The organism is Niveispirillum sp. FG156 (genome assembly GCF_057809555.1).
Genome location: NZ_JBMDKE010000002.1, coordinates 210,514 through 226,281, shown reverse-complemented (window position 1 = coordinate 226,281; position 15,768 = coordinate 210,514). Strand labels below are relative to the sequence as shown.

12 protein-coding genes are annotated in these 15,768 nt (G+C 65.9%); 5 read left to right on the top strand and 7 right to left on the bottom strand.

Features of this window, described 5'->3' with window-relative positions; all coding sequences use genetic code 11:
• Positions 1-118: 118 nt before the first annotated feature.
• The 3 genes from ACODSP_RS02295 to ACODSP_RS02285 are packed head-to-tail and all read left to right on the top strand — an operon-like array spanning position 119 to position 2,527.
• Complete coding sequence (locus tag ACODSP_RS02295) at positions 119-1,294, top strand: bifunctional 2-C-methyl-D-erythritol 4-phosphate cytidylyltransferase/2-C-methyl-D-erythritol 2,4-cyclodiphosphate synthase (RefSeq protein WP_488964013.1); 1,176 nt, start codon at positions 119-121, stop codon at positions 1,292-1,294.
• Positions 1,295-1,298: 4 nt separating this feature from the next.
• On the top strand, positions 1,299-1,784 hold the full coding sequence (locus ACODSP_RS02290; RefSeq protein WP_488964012.1) for a CinA family protein: 486 nt from the start codon (positions 1,299-1,301) through the stop codon (positions 1,782-1,784).
• Positions 1,784-2,527, top strand: a complete 744-nt coding sequence (locus ACODSP_RS02285) for a nucleotidyltransferase domain-containing protein (protein ID WP_488964011.1) — start codon at positions 1,784-1,786, stop codon at positions 2,525-2,527. The genes ACODSP_RS02290 and ACODSP_RS02285 overlap by 1 nt, the downstream gene beginning before the upstream one ends.
• A gap of 113 nt (positions 2,528-2,640) precedes the next feature.
• On the opposite strand, the gene ACODSP_RS02280 is transcribed toward ACODSP_RS02285, so the two are convergent.
• The 7 genes from ACODSP_RS02280 to argS all read right to left on the bottom strand — a co-directional run bounded on the left by ACODSP_RS02280 (position 2,641) and on the right by argS (position 9,684).
• A complete protein-coding gene (locus ACODSP_RS02280) occupies positions 2,641-3,474 on the bottom strand; it encodes a hypothetical protein (protein WP_488964010.1) in 834 nt (277 codons plus the stop codon).
• Between the two features lie 69 nt (positions 3,475-3,543).
• A complete protein-coding gene (gene scpB, locus ACODSP_RS02275; protein WP_488964009.1) occupies positions 3,544-4,125 on the bottom strand; it encodes an SMC-Scp complex subunit ScpB in 582 nt (193 codons plus the stop codon).
• Positions 4,122-4,919: a segregation and condensation protein A gene (locus tag ACODSP_RS02270; RefSeq protein WP_488964041.1), complete on the bottom strand. Its 798-nt coding sequence runs from the start codon at positions 4,917-4,919 to the stop codon at positions 4,122-4,124. The genes scpB and ACODSP_RS02270 overlap by 4 nt, the downstream gene beginning before the upstream one ends.
• Entirely contained in the window at positions 4,913-5,602 is a 690-nt protein-coding gene (locus ACODSP_RS02265; protein ID WP_488964008.1) for a site-2 protease family protein, read from the bottom strand. The genes ACODSP_RS02270 and ACODSP_RS02265 overlap by 7 nt, the downstream gene beginning before the upstream one ends.
• A gap of 4 nt (positions 5,603-5,606) precedes the next feature.
• On the bottom strand, positions 5,607-6,614 hold the full coding sequence (gene nagZ, locus ACODSP_RS02260) for a beta-N-acetylhexosaminidase (RefSeq protein WP_488964007.1): 1,008 nt from the start codon (positions 6,612-6,614) through the stop codon (positions 5,607-5,609).
• Complete coding sequence (locus ACODSP_RS02255) at positions 6,604-7,926, bottom strand: SPOR domain-containing protein (protein ID WP_488964006.1); 1,323 nt, start codon at positions 7,924-7,926, stop codon at positions 6,604-6,606. Before ACODSP_RS02255 ends, nagZ begins: the two co-directional genes overlap by 11 nt.
• 12 nt (positions 7,927-7,938) lie before the next feature.
• Positions 7,939-9,684, bottom strand: coding sequence for an arginine--tRNA ligase (argS, locus tag ACODSP_RS02250; RefSeq protein WP_488964005.1), 1,746 nt, complete (start codon positions 9,682-9,684; stop codon positions 7,939-7,941).
• Positions 9,685-9,947: 263 nt separating this feature from the next.
• Here argS and ACODSP_RS02245 point away from each other — a divergent pair, with 263 nt between their 5' ends.
• Positions 9,948-13,268, top strand: a complete 3,321-nt coding sequence (locus ACODSP_RS02245) for a transglutaminase family protein (RefSeq protein WP_488964004.1) — start codon at positions 9,948-9,950, stop codon at positions 13,266-13,268.
• Positions 13,261-15,765: a circularly permuted type 2 ATP-grasp protein gene (locus ACODSP_RS02240; RefSeq protein WP_488964003.1), complete on the top strand. Its 2,505-nt coding sequence runs from the start codon at positions 13,261-13,263 to the stop codon at positions 15,763-15,765. The genes ACODSP_RS02245 and ACODSP_RS02240 overlap by 8 nt, the downstream gene beginning before the upstream one ends.
• Positions 15,766-15,768: the final 3 nt, after the last annotated feature.

Below are 15,768 nucleotides of genomic sequence, written 5' to 3'. Positions count from 1 at the left end.
GCAGATTGCTTTTTAATTCTCTCACACGGCATGGCATGCCTGTCGAGCAGACCATTGGCGTGGGACTAGCATCCGCGCTAGGGTCGCCCCGGTCATCCATGACAAGAGATGTGGCCCCATGCCCACCTGCACCGCCCTGATCGTCGCCGCCGGACGCGGCCTGCGTTTCGGGGGTGACCTGCCCAAGCAATATCTGGCGCTGGCCGGACAGCCGATCCTGCGCCGTACGGTAGAGGCGTTCCTGCGCCACCCGCAGATCAATGCCGTGCGCGTCGTCATCGATCCGACCTTCCGTGATCTCTATGACAAGGCGGTCGATGGCCTGGACCTGCCCCCGCCCATTACGGGCGGGCCGACACGGCAGGATTCGGTGCTGAACGGGCTGGAGGCGATGGCCGGACACCCGACCGATCTCGTGCTGATCCATGACGCCGCCCGGCCCCTGATCGATGCGCAGGCGATCAGCGATGTCATCGCGGCCCTGGACAGCGCACCTGCCGCCATCGCCGCCACACCGCTGGCCGATACGCTGAAGCGTGGCACGGTGGCGGGGGCCGGCATCGTCAGCGGCGGGACCGTGGACCGCACCGCGCTGTGGCGGGCGCTGACGCCGCAGGGATTCCGCTTTGCCGATATCCTGCCGGCCCATCGCCGGGCCGCCGGCCTGAACCTCACCGATGATGCCGCCGTGGCGGAGGAAGCTGGCCTTCCCGTCACCCTTGTGCCCTGTGACCCGGATAATCTGAAAGTGACGAACCAAGACGATCTGGCCCGCGCGGAAAAGCTGTTCCTGGCCCGTCTGGGCGATGTGCGCACGGGCACCGGCTTTGACGTGCATAAGTTCGCGCCCGGCGATCAGGTCTGGCTATGCGGCGTGTCGGTCCAGCATGACGCGACGCTGGACGGGCATTCGGATGCAGACGTGGCCCTGCACGCCCTGACCGATGCCATCCTGGGCGCCATTTCGGCCGGCGATATCGGCTTGCACTTTCCCCCCAGCGACCCGAAATGGAAAGGGGCCGACAGCGCCCGGTTCCTGCGCCATGCGGCGGATCTGGTGGCTGAAAAGGGCGGTGTCATCGCCCATGTCGACATCACCATCATCTGTGAACGGCCCAAGATCGGCCCGCACCGTGACGCCATGGTGGCGCGGGTGGCCGACATTCTGGGCCTGAACCCGGCACGCGTGTCGGTGAAGGCGACGACGACGGAGGGGCTGGGCTTCACGGGGCGCCGCGAAGGCATCGCCGCACAGGCCGCCGCCACCGTCCGCCTGCCCCTGATCCTGGAGTAGGCCCATGTTCCCGCCCGATCTGGTGCAACTGGCCGAGGATATCCGCGATGGTTTTGTGGCCAGGGGCTGGTGGCTGGCCACGGCGGAGAGCTGCACCGGCGGCCTGATCGCCGGGTGTCTGACACATGTGTCGGGGTCCAGTGCGGTGGTGGACCGGGGGTTCGTCACCTACACCAATGAGGCGAAAACGGAGATGCTGGGCGTGCCGGCTGCGCTGATCGCGGAACTGGGCGCCGTCAGCGGCCCGGTGGCGGACGCGATGGCGACGGGGGCCGTCGCGCATAGCCGCGCCAATGTGGCCGTCGCCGTCACCGGGATTGCCGGACCCATAGGGGGCACGGCGACCAAGCCGGTGGGGCTGGTCTTCATCGCGCGGGCCAGACAGGGTGGCGATACGGTGGTGGAACGCCATATCTTCCCCGGGGACCGTGCGGCGGTGCGGCTGGCCACCGTGAAACGGGCGCTGGAATTGCTGCGGGAAAGCCTTTGATGAGCGCGATCACCCCGACTATCGATCTGGCTGACACCATCCTACGGGAATGGACGGAGCAGCCGGACATCATCGCCGCCTTTCTGGCCGGGTCGGTGGCCAAGGGCAATGCCGGGCCGGGGTCCGACATCGACGCCGTCCTGATCCATCATCACATGTCGGCGGCGGTGCGGGAGACGCATGAACGCCAGGGCGTGATGGTGGAACTGTTCCTGCACGACCCGGACACGCTGGCCTATTTCTGGGAGGCGGACCGCAGGCAGGGCAAACCATCGCTGGCCCGCATGGTCGCCAATGGCCTTCCCATCGCCGGTGACCCCGCCCTGATTGAGGAGTTGAAGCGGCAGGCGCAGGCCGTGCTGGATGGTGGCCCCCCGCCGCTGACGGAGGAGGAGTTGCGCACACGGCGTTACTCCATCTCCGACCTTGCCGCCGATCTGGCCCAGCCGCGCAGTGCCGCCGAACAGTTGGCCATCGGTTCAAGGCTTTATATCGAGTTGGCGGATTTCACCGTGCGCGCCGCCGGCGCCTGGACCGGCAGCGGCAAGGGACTGTCCAAGGCCCTGATGCGTCTGGACCCGATGCTGGCCAGCGCGTTTGAGCACGCGTTCGGGGAACTGTTCGGCGACCATGACCCGGCAGAGGTGCTGGCCCTGGTCGATCTGTGCCTGGAACCCTATGGCGGTCGCTTCATGGCCGGCGACCGCCGCCCCGCCCCCGCCGATTGGCGGTTGGGGGATTGATCACGCATGTAGGTCAGGTCGAGCCGAAGGCGAGCCCTGACAGATATGGATTGAAAGCCTTTTCCGTCAGGGCGCGGCTTTCGCCGCGATCTGACCTACGACCATTGCACCCCTCATGACCCCGGCGCCGCGCAGTACTCGGCCAGCGTATAGGCCGCGTGGATCTGGTACTTCGCCCCCGGCTTCATGACGAATTCTGACGCGCCATAACGCGCAAAGCCACCATCCTTGGCTGGCTTCCAGTCGAACGTGTAGCCCAAACGGGTCCAGGGCGCCCCACCCTCCTTTAGGTTCAGGCGCATGTTGGTGGCAAACCAATCCCAATAGGATTGTTTCTCCGCGCAAGGCGCATCACCCGCCGCACAGACGGGCCGTGTGGCCGTCCCCTGTACCGCGGGCGGGCCCCATTGATCGGTCGTGTCCAGGGTGCAGGTGGCCACGGTAATATCGGTGATGGGACAAGGGCGGACCAGCTGTTCTGCCTCAATCCACAACTCCACCACCTGGGCATAGGGATTGGCCGGATTCAGGCCCAGCCATTGCACCACGCGGTCGGTCTTGGCGGTTGCATCGCCCGGCGTCTGCGAACAGAATTCCTTCAATTGCGGTACGGCGGTGACCCAGATCTGGCCCCAACCAGTCGGCCCACCCGTCGTCTGGCCCTTGTAATATTTCTCATAGGCGTAGCTGGACATGGTGGATGCCACCAGGACCTGCCTGCCATTGGGGCCGTCGCGCCAGGACAGCTTGGGATTGTCCGGCGCGATGCGCAGCAGACCGGGACCGATGGTGGAGGGCTTGGTGATGGCTGCTTCGTAAAGGGAGGCCGCGTAAAGCTGCGCCGGTGTCTGGGCGGGCGGTGCGCTGGCCGTGGTGGGCTTGCCGCCGGTACTGGCACAGGCCGTCAGGGATACAGACAGGACCGCCAGAAATAACGCGTTACGCATATTACACCCTCCCGTATTACGAGGCTAGAGAGGGTAATATTATCCGCTAAAAGTAGCAATACCCCAAACCTACTCGCTTACCACCTCCAGCCCCGGCAGGGTGGGCAGGGGCGTGGATTTATCGAGTAGGCCGGCGGCGCGCAGATCATCCACACCGGGGAGGTCGCGCAAAGATTCGAGACCGAAATGATCCAGGAAATGCGGTGTCGTTACCCAGGTCAGGGGACGGCCCGGCGTCTCCCGTCGGCGGCCGGGGCGGATCCAGCCCGCCTCCATCAGGATATCCAGTGTGCCTTTGGACGTTGCCACACCCCGGATCGCCTCGATCTCCGCCCGCGTCACGGGCTGGTGATAGGCGACAATGGCCAGCGTCTCCACGGCAGCGCGGGACAGTTTGGCCGTCACCTCCACCTCCGTGCGCAACTGGTCGCCCAGATCGGGGGCGGTGCGGAAGGCCCAACGCCCGCCGGACGCCACCAGATTGACGCCGCGATGGCGGTAGAGATTTTCCAGTTGCAGCAGCAGGGGCCGCACGGGCGTGGGGCCGATACGGGCCTGCAGCGCCTCTTCCGTCACCGGATCGGCAGAGGCGAACAGGATGGCCTCCAGCAGGCGGACCAATTGGGTATCGGCATTGAAAAGATCGGTCACGTCCCCCCCTCCCCATCCCGGCGGGCGCGCAGCTGGATGGGGGCGAAGGCCCCATCCTGACGCAGTTCAAGCTTGCCGGCCTTGGCTAATTCCAGGATCGCAACGAAATTGCTGGCCAGCACCGACCTTGCCTTCACCCCCTCCCCCCGCCAGCCGCCGGGCAGCAGGGTGGAGAGATAGGACCAGTCGGGAATGCGGCCCAGCATAGCCTCAAGCCGGGCTAGAGCCTCTTCAATCGAGTATAATTCCGTTACCGGAATGGTGAAGGGCGACTGCCGGGCCTGCCGGCCTGAGATATCGCCATAGGCCTTCAGCAGGTCATAGAGCGACAGATCATGGCGGTGCTTGGCAAAGATCGGAAGGTCTTCGGGCGCCCCGCGCGCGAAGCGGTCGCGGCCCAGGCGCGGGCGGGCCATCAGACGCGCCGCCACCCCCTGCATGGCCTCCAGCCGTTGCAGCTGCAAGGTCAGGGCGGCAGCCAGCATTTCCGCCGATGGTTCATCGGGCTGCGGATCGGGCAGCAGCAGGCGGGATTTCAGATAGGCCAGCCACGCCGCCATCACCAGATAATCCGCCGCCAGTTCCAGGCGCAGCCGTCGCGCCTCTGCCACGAACGCCAGGAACTGTTCGGCCAGTGCCAAGATGGAGATGCGGGTCAGGTCCACCTTCTGATCGCGCGCCAGGGTCAGCAGCAGGTCGATGGGCCCTTCGAACCCGTCAATATCCAGCAGCAGCGCCTCACCGGCGGGTGGCTCATCGACGGGGCGGCTCTCGTCGAACCCATCGCTCACGATGTCAGGCCGGTCAGCCCGGCGATGGCATTGACGACCCAGTCCGTGGCGGGTGCCAGAACCATATAGAGCGGGTTGAAGTCAAAACCGGCATGGCCCGCCGCAAACGGGATCAGGAACACCAGCAGCAGCAGAATACCCATGCCATAGGGCTCGATCCGCGACACCGCCATGGCGGCGCGTATGGGCAGGATGCCAACCAGCACCCGCCCGCCATCCAGCGGCGGCAGGGGGATCAGGTTGAACAAAGCCAGCAGCACATTGAATTGCAACGATACCGCCAGATTATTCACGGCCCACTCGGCCATGAACCCCGGTGCCAGGGGCGCCACATGCAGCAGCAGGGCCGAGATGATGGCCAGAACGAAATTCACCCCCGGTCCGGCGGCGGCCACCCAGATCATGTCCCGCTTGGGATTGCGCAGATTGCGGAAATCCACCGGCACCGGCTTGGCCCAGCCGAACATGAAGCCCGTAAAGATGAACATCGTCATGGGCAAGAGGACGGTGCCAATGGGGTCGATATGGCGCAGCGGGTTCAGCGACAGACGGCCCAGCATCTGCGCCGTGCGGTCGCCAAATTTCAGGGCCGCATAGCCGTGGGCCGCCTCATGCAGGGTGATGGCGAGCAGGGCCGGCAGGGCCATGATCGACAGCTTGAACAGAATTTCCTGAAAATCGGGCATCGCCTCACCCCGCCAGCAGCCGGTCGAATTCGGCCCGCAAGGCATTGATATCGGTTGGCGGGACCGCCGCCACAAGGGCAGAGGCCGCAGACCAGCGACGCAAACCCGCCGCGTCCAGGGCGCGTGCATTGGCCGCCACGTCCAGCATTTCCGCCATCTGGCCGTTGCAATGCAGGGCGACGTCGCAGCCGGCGGCCAGGACGGCGGCGGTACGCTGCCCCAAGGTGCCCGACAGGGCCTGCATGGACAGATCGTCGCTGAACAGCAGACCGTCGAAACCGATATGGCCTCGCACAATGTCGCGGATCACGGTGGGGGAGATGCTGGACGGACGGTCGGCATCAATATCGGTATAGACGACATGGGCGACCATGGCCGCCGGCAGATACGACAGCGCCTTGAAGGGCGCGAAATCCCAGGCCTCCAGCTCCGCCCGCACCGTGTTGACCACGGGCAGTTCCTTGTGGCTGTCGGCGAAAGCGCGACCATGGCCGGGGATGTGCTTGACGATGGGCAGAACGCCACCGGCCAGCAGGCCCGCCGCCTGCGATGCCGCCAGGACAGCCACGGTGCCTGGGTCCATGGCAAAGGCGCGGTCGCCGATCACGTCATGGGCACCCGGCACCGGCACATCGGCCACAGGCGCGCAATCGACATCGATGCCCAGGTCGGACAGCATGGCGGCCAGCAGACGGCCATGCAGCCAGGCCGCCTGCCCCGCTTTCTGCGCATCGGCCAGATCGCCCACAACGCGCGCCGCCGGCAGTTCCGGCCAGTGCGGTGCGCGCAGGCGTGCCACACGCCCCCCTTCCTGATCGATCAGGATGGGGGCGTGGCGGCCAACGGCGTCGCGCAGACTATCCACCAGGGCCCGCACCTGATCGGGGCTGTCAACATTCCGGCGGAACAGGATGAAGCCCAACGGGTTGGCGTCGCGGAAGAAATCCCGCTCCTCCGCCGTCAGGACAGTGCCCTCACACCCCAGGACCAAGGCCGCGCGTTCAGCGGACAATGCTGCACCCCGCGCCCTGGGCCGACATGGTGGCGCAAATCTGCTTGGCCCGCGCCTCATCCACCGGACCGCCCTGGATACGGTAGAAGATGCCCTTGGGCAGTTCGACCCGGACTGTCCGCATGGACAGGCCGCCCAACTCACCGCCGAACTTGCGCTGCAGACGCTGCCATTCGGCGGCGGCCTTGGCCTCGCTGTCCACGGCGGCGACCTGGATGCGCACGGCGGGACCGCCGGTGGCGGGCTTGGGCGCGGCAGCGGCTGGTGCCGCAGGGGTCGGTGCCAGCTTGGGTGCCACGGTTGCCGGCGGCGGGGCGACCAGCGCCTGGGTCACCTGCTTGGGCGGCGTCTGCTGCTGCGGCAGCAATTGCTGCGGCTGCTGTTGTTGGGCCGGCTTCGGTGCCGGCAGGGGCTGCTGCTGCGGGGCCTGGGTGGCCACGGGTGGGGCGTAGGTCGGCACGGGGGCCGGGGCCATCGGGGCCTGACGCGCCACCTCTTCCGTCGGCGGCTCCCGCAGGGCGGAAACAGCCCCTTCCCCTTCCTCCGCCATGGGCAGCTCTTCCGGCAGTTCCACAGCGTCGGCGCGGGGACGCTCCATCGGCGCCTCGGGCGGCGGCAGCAGACGTTCAACCTCGCCCGGCGGGGCATTGTTGGCGGGGTTCAGCCGGTCATAGACCAGCTTGTCCTGGTGCGGCACTTCCATCCCGCCCGGCTGTTCGGGGCGGATCTTGGTGGGGGCCGTATCGGCGCGCAGGATGGGGGCCACGCTTTCGGTGCCGGCGCGCATGCCCTGGTTATAGGCGTAGAAGATGATACCGCCGAAGACGATGACGGCACCGGCGATCACGCCAATATTCAGCAGGTTGCGGCGGCGCGGTGCGGCGGCCTGATAATAGCCGGCATGCTGCTGCTCATATTCCTGATAATAGGCTTCCTGCGCCTGCTGTGCCGCCGGCCCCTGTTGGTAGGCTTGCTGATATTGCGGATCGGCATAGGGGTCCTGGGCCGGCGCGCGGTAACCGGCGGCGGCGGGATCGACATAGGTTTCCGGTCCCGGTGCCTGCGGCGGGGGCGGCGGCGGTGCGGACGCCTGCGCCGTCAGGGGCGGCGGGGCGGCATGGCGCTGCGGCTGCACATATTCATCCATCGGGTTGGGGTCACCCTGCGGATGCGGTTGCGGCGGCGTTGCCTGCGGATAGCCGGCACGGGGGCTGAAGGACGGATCGGCGCGGAATTCCGCACGCGGGGCCGGGCGGCCCGCCGGGGGTGGCGGGTTCTGGCCGTTATCGTCCTCGTCATCATAATAGGTCATGGGAACGGCGCCTCAACGCATTTCCTTGACGGGCTCCACGCCCAGGATATCGAGACCGCAGGCAATCACCTGGGCCACAGCGGTAACCAGCGCCAGACGGGCGCGGGTCAGGTCGGCATCGCCTTCGATCAGGAAGCGCATGGATGCATCATCCTTGCCCTTGTTCCACAGACCATGGAAGGACGAGGCCAGTTCATAGAGATAGAAGGCCACGCGGTGCGGCTCATGCGCTTCCGCCGCCGCTTCCACCAGACGGGGAAAGGACAGCATCTGCTTCACAATCGCCACTTCCTCGTCCGAGGACAGGCGCGACAGGTTGGCCCCAGCCAGCCCCGCCGGCGACAGGTCGGCCCCGGCCTCGCCCGCATGGCGAAGGACAGAATGGCAGCGTGCATGCGCATACTGCACATAGAAAACCGGGTTTTCCTTGGATTGTTCGGTGACCTTGGCCACGTCGAAATCCAGGGTCTGGTCGTTACGGCGGGTCAGCATGATGAAGCGAACGACGCCGGCCCCAACCTCATCCACGATGTCGCGCAGGGTCACGAAACGGCCCGCGCGCTTGGACATCTTCACGGGCTGACCATCATCCATCAGGTTGACCAGCTGGCAGATCTTGACGTCCAGCGCGCCCTTGCCACCCGTGATGGCGGTGACGGCGGCCTGCATGCGCTTCACATAGCCGCCATGGTCGGCACCCAGCACATCGATCAGGTCACCGCCGCCCCGGCGGAACTTGTCGAAATGATAGGCGATGTCGTTGGCGAAGTAGGTGTAGGAACCGTCTGACTTCTTCAGCGGGCGGTCCACATCATCGCCGAACTGGCTGGCGCGGAACAGGGTCTGGGGGCGCGGCTCCCAATCGTCGGGCTTCTTGCCCTTCGGCGGCTCCAGCACGCCGGTATAGATCAGGCCCTGATCTTCCAGCGCCTTTAGGGCGACTTCCACCGACCCGGCATCAACCAGCGCGCGTTCGGACGAGAAGACGTCATGCTTCACGCCCATCTGCGCCAGATCTTCCTTGATGCGGATCATCATCTGCGCGACGGCAAATTCCCGGAACAGCGGCAGCCAGAGGGTTTCATCGGCATTCAGGAATTTGTCGCCATACTGATCCTTCAGCGCCTGACCCACAGGCACCAGATAATCGCCCGGATAAAGGCCGGCGGGGATTTCAATCGTCTCCCCGAACGCCTCGCGGTAGCGCAAATGGGCGGAACGGGCCAGGACATCGACCTGCGCACCGGCATCATTGATGTAATATTCCTGCGTGACCTTGAAACCGGTCTTGATCAGCAGACGGGCCAGCGCGTCGCCCACGACGGCGCCGCGCGTGTGGCCCACATGCATGGGGCCGGTCGGGTTGGCCGACACATATTCCACATTGACCGGCTTGCCCTGACCCAGGTTGCTAGATGCGAAACCGGCACCAAGGTTCAGGATGTCGGCCATGCGCGACAGCCAGAAGCCGGTATCGATGCGCAGGTTCACGAAACCGGGGCCGGCGACCGCCGCCTCGGTCACGGTGGCGGCGTCCTTCAGCCGGGCGACCAGCGCATCTGCAATGGCGCGCGGCGGCTTGCCGGCGGGCTTTGCCAGGATCATCGCGGCATTGGTGGACACGTCGCCATGGCTGGGATCGCGCGGCGGTTCAACGGTGATTCGGGAGAAGTCCAGCCCGGACGGCAGGTCGCCTGCCTGAACCATCTGGTTCAGCGCATCATGAATCTTGGCTTCGAAGTCTTTGAAAACGTTCATTTTTCCAAACTTGATCAAGGGTATCCGGGCATGACACAGCTGTCACGGAATCAGTCGATCCGCGAAGGTACCCGGCACCCTACACCGAACCCCCGCATCCGCACAGCATGCAGAAATGATGGGCGGGAATGTGGCGGGGGAACCGTCGGATTTCCCATGGCCCCGCAACAATTGCTGCAACGCACCTTAACCACCCCTTCTTTTGGTGTTACCGTCATCGCACCGTCATCCGGCGGTCGCATATTGGTGGGGGACAGGGGCGAATGGGTATTCATGTCGCGTTGAACCACAAGACCATCTACCGCTACGACCGGCCCGTGAATTTAGGGCCACAGATCGTGCGGTTGCGGCCCGCCCCGCATGCGCGCACCCCCATTCTCTCCTATTCCCTGAAGGTCACGCCGAAGAAGCATTTCCTGAACTGGCAGCAGGACCCGCAATCAAACTGGCTGGCGCGGTTCGTCTTCCCGGAAAAGACCACGGAATTCACGCTGGAGGTTGATCTGGTCGCCGATATGGCGGCCATCAACCCGTTCGACTTCTTCCTGGAACCGGCGGCGGAGACGGTGCCCTTCACCTATGACCCGCTGCTGGCCAAGGATCTGAAGCCGTTCCTGGAAACCGAGCCTGCCGGGCCCCTGCTGTCGGCCTTCCTGGCGGAAATTGACCGGTCGGAGCAGGCGACCGTCAATTTCCTGATGGGCCTGAATGCCAAGCTGCAGCAGGCCATTTCCTACGTCATCCGCCTGGAACCCGGTGTGCAGACGCCGGAAGAGACGCTGGAGAAATGCACCGGGTCCTGCCGCGACAGCGCCTGGCTTATGGTGCAGGCCCTGCGGCATCTGGGTCTGGCCGCCCGCTTTGCGTCGGGATACCTTATCCAGCTGGTCGCCGATCAGAAGCCGTTGGAAGGGCCTGAGGGGCCGACGGCGGATTTCACCGACCTGCATGCCTGGTGCGAGGTCTATCTGCCCGGTGCCGGCTGGATCGGGCTGGACCCGACCTCGGGTCTGATGGCCGGTGAAGGGCATATCCCCGTCGCCTGCACGCCGGACCCGTTCAGTGCCGCGCCCGTCACCGGCGGGCTTGAACCATGCGAGGTGTCGTTCGAACATGCGATGTCGGTCACCCGCATCCGCGAACAACCGCGCACCACCAAACCCTACTGGCCCGAACAATGGGCCGCCATCGATACGCTGGGCAAACAGGTGGACCGGGAGATTGTGGAGGGCGATATCCGCCTGACCATGGGGGGTGAGCCCACCTTCATTTCCATCGACGACATGGACGGGGCTGAATGGAATACGTCTGCCCTGGGCCCCACCAAGCGCCTGTTGTCCGGCGACCTGATCCGCCGGTTGAAGCGGCGCTTCGCCCAGGGGGGCCTGCTGCATTTCGGGCAGGGCAAATGGTATCCCGGCGAAAGTCTGCCGCGCTGGGCCTTGCAGCTTTACTGGCGCAAGGATGGCGATGCGCTGTGGACGCATGATGAATATCAGGCGGATGAACGCAAGGATTACGGTTTCAAGGCCGAACATGCCGAGCTGTACATCAAGACCCTGGCGGAAAAGCTGGGCATTCCCGGCGATTACGCCCGCGCCGCGTTTGAGGACCCCTGGTACTACATCAACAAGGAACGCAAGCTGCCGGTCAATGTCGACCCGTTCGACAGCAAGCTGGAGAATGAGGAAGAACGCGCGCGTCTGGCCAGGGTTTTTGAGCGTGGGCTGGATCAGCCCATCGGCTTTGCCCTGCCGCTGAACCGCCGGCATGAGGCGACGGGGCCGGTCTGGCTATCCTCTGCCTGGGCGACGCGCACGGACAAGCTGTTCCTGGCGCCGGGTGACAGCGCCGTCGGCTACCGCCTGCCGCTGGGGTCCCTGCCCTGGGTCGCACCAGCCCAATACCCGTACCATTACGAACAGGACCCGTTCGACCCGCGCACACCCCTGCCCGCCTATGAGGAACTGACGCAGATGGTGGCGGTGAACAGGGGCCGCACCGAACCCAGCGAGCGGCATCGCCGCATGGCCGATGTCCGCGATAACGCGCCCGAGAAGGGGCAGTCGGCCTGGTGGGTGGTGCGTACGGCCCTGTGCGTGGAACCACGCGACGGTCGGCTGTATATCTTCATGCCGCCCACCTCCCATCTAGAGGACTGGGTGGAGTTGATCGCGGCCATCGAGGCTGCCTGTGTCGAGCTGGACATGCCGGTCGTGCTGGAAGGCTATGGCCCGCCCAAGGACCCGCGTCTGGCCAATATCGCCGTCACACCCGACCCCGGCGTGATCGAGGTGAATGTCCATCCGGCCAGCAGCTGGGACGAACTGGTCCGCAACACCACCGAACTGTATGAGGACGCACGGCAAAGTCGGCTGGCGACGGAGAAATTCGCGCTGGATGGCCGGCATGTCGGCACCGGCGGCGGCAACCATGTCGTGGTGGGCGGCCCGACGCCGGGCGACAGCCCGTTCCTGCGCCGGCCCGACGTGCTGCGCTCGCTCCTGACCTACTGGCAGAACCACCCTTCCCTGTCCTTCCTGTTCTCCGGCACCTTCATCGGCCCGACCAGCCAGCATCCGCGCGTGGATGAGGCGCGGCATGACAGCCTTTATGAGCTGGAAATCGCCTTCAAAATCCTGGATGAGGCGGGGAGCAACTGCCCGCCCTGGCTGGTGGATCGCGCGCTGCGCCACCTTCTGGTCGATGTGCAGGGCAATACGCATCGCAGCGAATTCTGTATCGACAAACTGTACAGCCCCGACAGTTCCACGGGCCGCCTGGGCCTTCTGGAATTGCGCAGCTTTGAGATGCCACCGCATGCGCAGATGAGCATGGTGCAGCAGTTGCTGCTGCGCACCCTGATCGCTTGGTTCTGGAAGCAGCCCTATCGGGCCAAGCTGGTCCGTTGGGGCACCAAGCTGCATGAACGCTTCATGCTGCCGCATTTCGTGAGCCAGGACATCCAGGACGTGGTCGCCGACCTGCGCGGTGCCGGTTACGCGTTTGAGGAAAGCTGGTTCAAGCCGCATCTGAATTTCCGCTTCCCCACCCTGGGCCATGTCAGCCAGCGCGGCCTCACCCTGGAACTGCGGTCCGCGCTGGAGCCGTGGCATGTGCTGGGGGAGGAGCCAGGCGGGGGCGGCACTGTCCGCTTCGTGGATAGCAGCCTGGAACGCGTGCAGGTGAAACTGGCCGGCGCCACGGACGAAAGGTTCATCGTCACCTGCAACGGACGTAAGGTTCCCCTGCATCCAACAGGCACGGAAGGGGAGTTCGTGGCGGGGGTGCGGTACCGCGCATGGCAGCCCCCTACCTGTTTGCACCCCACGATACCCGTGCATACGCCGTTGATCTTCGATATCGTGGACAGCTGGACGGGTCGCTCGATCGGCGGCTGCACCTATCACGTGGCACATCCGGGTGGGCGGAACTTCACCACCTTCCCGGTCAATGCCAACGAGGCAGAGGGGCGGCGGTTGGCCAGGTTCTTCCCGTTCGGCCACACGCCGGGACCTATGGCGGCCCCGATCGAGATCAGAAACCCCGAGTTCCCGTTGACCCTTGACCTACGCCTTGGCTGAACCTTCCCGCGACAATGCGGACGCACATGCCGAACCCTGGGACGAGATGGTCACCGGTGACGGGCATGTGCGCGCGCATTGGCAGGGGTTCATCTCGTCCGGTGCCGCCGATGGCGCGTCGATGGCGGAACGCTGGGATGCGGGCCGGCGTCTGCTGTTCCAGAACGGCGTGACCTATCACGCTTATGCCGATCCTCAAGGTGTGGAGCGGCCCTGGCCGCTGGACCCCATCCCCCTGCTGCTGCCGCAATCGGAATGGCATATGATCGCCGAGGGGCTGCGGCAACGGGCGCGGCTGCTGGATCGGGTGCTGGCCGATCTTTATGGCGAGCAGACGCTGGTGCGCGACGGCGTGCTGCCACCGGCGCTGGTGCTGGGCGATCCGGGGTTCCTGCGCGCCTGCCACGGGCTGAACCTGCCCGCCGGATCACGCCTGACCCTGATCGCCACCGACCTGGTACGCGACCGCGACGGCATCTGGCGCGTGCTGGCCAGCCGGACACAGGCGCCCACGGGCACCGGCTACACGCTGGAAAACCGCGTGGTGATGAGCCAGACCTTGGCGGAGGCGTTCCGCGGTTGCAATGTCGAACGGCTGTCGCCCTTCTTTGAACAACTGCGCCAGACCCTGATCAATCTGGCCCCGCGCCGATCCGGCCCCGATGGCTGCCCGCGCATGGCGTTGCTGACGCCGGGTCCGCTGAACGAAGCCTATTTCGAACATGCCTTCCTGGCCCGTCATCTGGGCCTGACCCTGGTGGAGGGGGCGGACCTGACGGTGCGCGATCAGGCTGTCTATCTGAAGACCCTGGGCGGGCTGGAACGGATCGACGTGATCCTGCGCCGCGTCGATGATGATTTCTGCGACCCGCTGGAACTGCGGCCCGACAGCATCCTGGGCGTGCCCGGATTGCTGGAGGCGGTGCGCGCCGGCAATGTCATGGTCTGCAACAGCCTGGGCAGTGGGCTGACGGATTCGGTGGCCCTGATCCCCTGGATGGGTTCCTTGTCCCGCCATGTGCTGGGCGAGGCGCCGTTGCTGGCCGATGTCCCCACCTATTGGGGTGGCGATGCGCGGCAGCGGGCGGAAATGGTGGCGGGCCTGGACCGGCTGGTCTTCCGTCCCGCCTTTTCCAGTCTGGGCCACCGCACCAGCTTCGGGGCCGAACTGGACCATGCGGCGCGGACCGAGCTGGCGGCCAGCATCCGCCGCCGGCCCCAGGATTGGGTGGCACAGGAACCCATCGTCCCCTCCACCGCCCCCGTCTGGCGCGATGGCAGGAAGGTGGCCCGCCCCCTGGTGCTGCGCGCCTTCACCTGTGCCACGCCGGATGGCGACTGGACCATCATGCCGGGCGGCCTAGCCCGCATTTCTGCCGATGAACGTTTTGCGTCCGTGACCTTGCAGACCGGGGCCGGAGCCAAGGATGTCTGGATCGTCGGTGCCACCATCGGGCAGCCGCAGCGTCGCCGGGGTTCTGCCGCCGTGATGCCGGATGGTGGCGGCGATACCGGCCCGCGCACCGGCGACCTACCGTCCCGTGCCGCAGATCATCTGTTTTGGGTCGGGCGCTATGCCGAACGGGCCGATGCCGCCGTGCGCACCCTGCGCGCCGCCGCCCGCCGCCTGACCGATGATGCCCATCCAGGCGCGGAGGAGGAATTGGTCCCCCTGCTGCGCCTGATGGGCTTTACCGGCATGATCCCGATGGAAATCTCCGGCCTGCCGCAGGCCGATGCTGTACGCGGCATGCGCCAGGCGCTGGAGATTGTGGCTGATCGCGCCAATCCCGGCGGGTTGCGCGCCACCATGGAACGGCTGCGCCGCGCCGCGTCCGGCGTGCGCGACCGCCTGCCGGGGGAATTCAGCCGCGTGCTGACGGTGTTGGGCGATGTCGCGTCCCAGCCCTTGAAGGCCGAGCCGGCCACCATGCAGCTGCGCCTGGATGAGGTATCGCGGCTTCTCGCCTCCCTGATCGGGCTGGAACTGGACGGCATGTCGCGCGGGCCCGCCTGGCGCTTCCTGGTGCTGGGCCGGCGGCTGGAACGCGCTATCGGCATTGTCGGGGCCTTCAATGGCTGCGGCCTGGGGGCTGGCACGGCGGGAACGGTGGCGTCGCTGTCGGTGCTGCTGGAATTGGCGGCGGCGGGGGCCGCCTACCGTGATCAGCATCCGGTGGGCATCCGGCGGGAACCGGTGCTGTCGCTGCTGCTGGCCGATGATGATCACCCGCGCTCGCTGGCCTTCCAGATCAAGACGGTACAGCGTCAGCTGGTGAAGCTGCCGCCCATCGATGCCGAGGGGCTGGAGGTCAGCCCAACCAAGCTGGCCAACGATCTTTTGGAAACCGCCGCCGGCATGGTGGCCGATCCGCAGCCGACGCGTGACCCGACGGCACTGTCGGACCTGACCGACCGGTTGGGCCGGCTTCTTCCCGAAATCTCCAATCTGCTCAGTCAGGCCTATTTCAGCCATGTCTTTGCCCGCACGACGTGAAGA

What these genes read in the sequence shown, in the direction of transcription:
- ACODSP_RS02295 (WP_488964013.1), top strand. Translation starts at nt 119, where the DNA reads ATGCCCACCTGCACCGCCCTGATCGTCGCCGCCGGACGCGGCCTGCGT.
- ACODSP_RS02290 (WP_488964012.1), top strand. Translation starts at nt 1,299, where the DNA reads ATGTTCCCGCCCGATCTGGTGCAACTGGCCGAGGATATCCGCGATGGT.
- ACODSP_RS02285 (WP_488964011.1), top strand. Translation starts at nt 1,784, where the DNA reads ATGAGCGCGATCACCCCGACTATCGATCTGGCTGACACCATCCTACGG.
- ACODSP_RS02280 (WP_488964010.1), bottom strand. Translation starts at nt 3,474, where the DNA reads ATGCGTAACGCGTTATTTCTGGCGGTCCTGTCTGTATCCCTGACGGCC.
- ACODSP_RS02265 (WP_488964008.1), bottom strand. Translation starts at nt 5,602, where the DNA reads ATGCCCGATTTTCAGGAAATTCTGTTCAAGCTGTCGATCATGGCCCTG.
- ACODSP_RS02255 (WP_488964006.1), bottom strand. Translation starts at nt 7,926, where the DNA reads ATGACCTATTATGATGACGAGGACGATAACGGCCAGAACCCGCCACCC.
- argS (WP_488964005.1), bottom strand. Translation starts at nt 9,684, where the DNA reads ATGAACGTTTTCAAAGACTTCGAAGCCAAGATTCATGATGCGCTGAAC.
- ACODSP_RS02245 (WP_488964004.1), top strand. Translation starts at nt 9,948, where the DNA reads ATGGGTATTCATGTCGCGTTGAACCACAAGACCATCTACCGCTACGAC.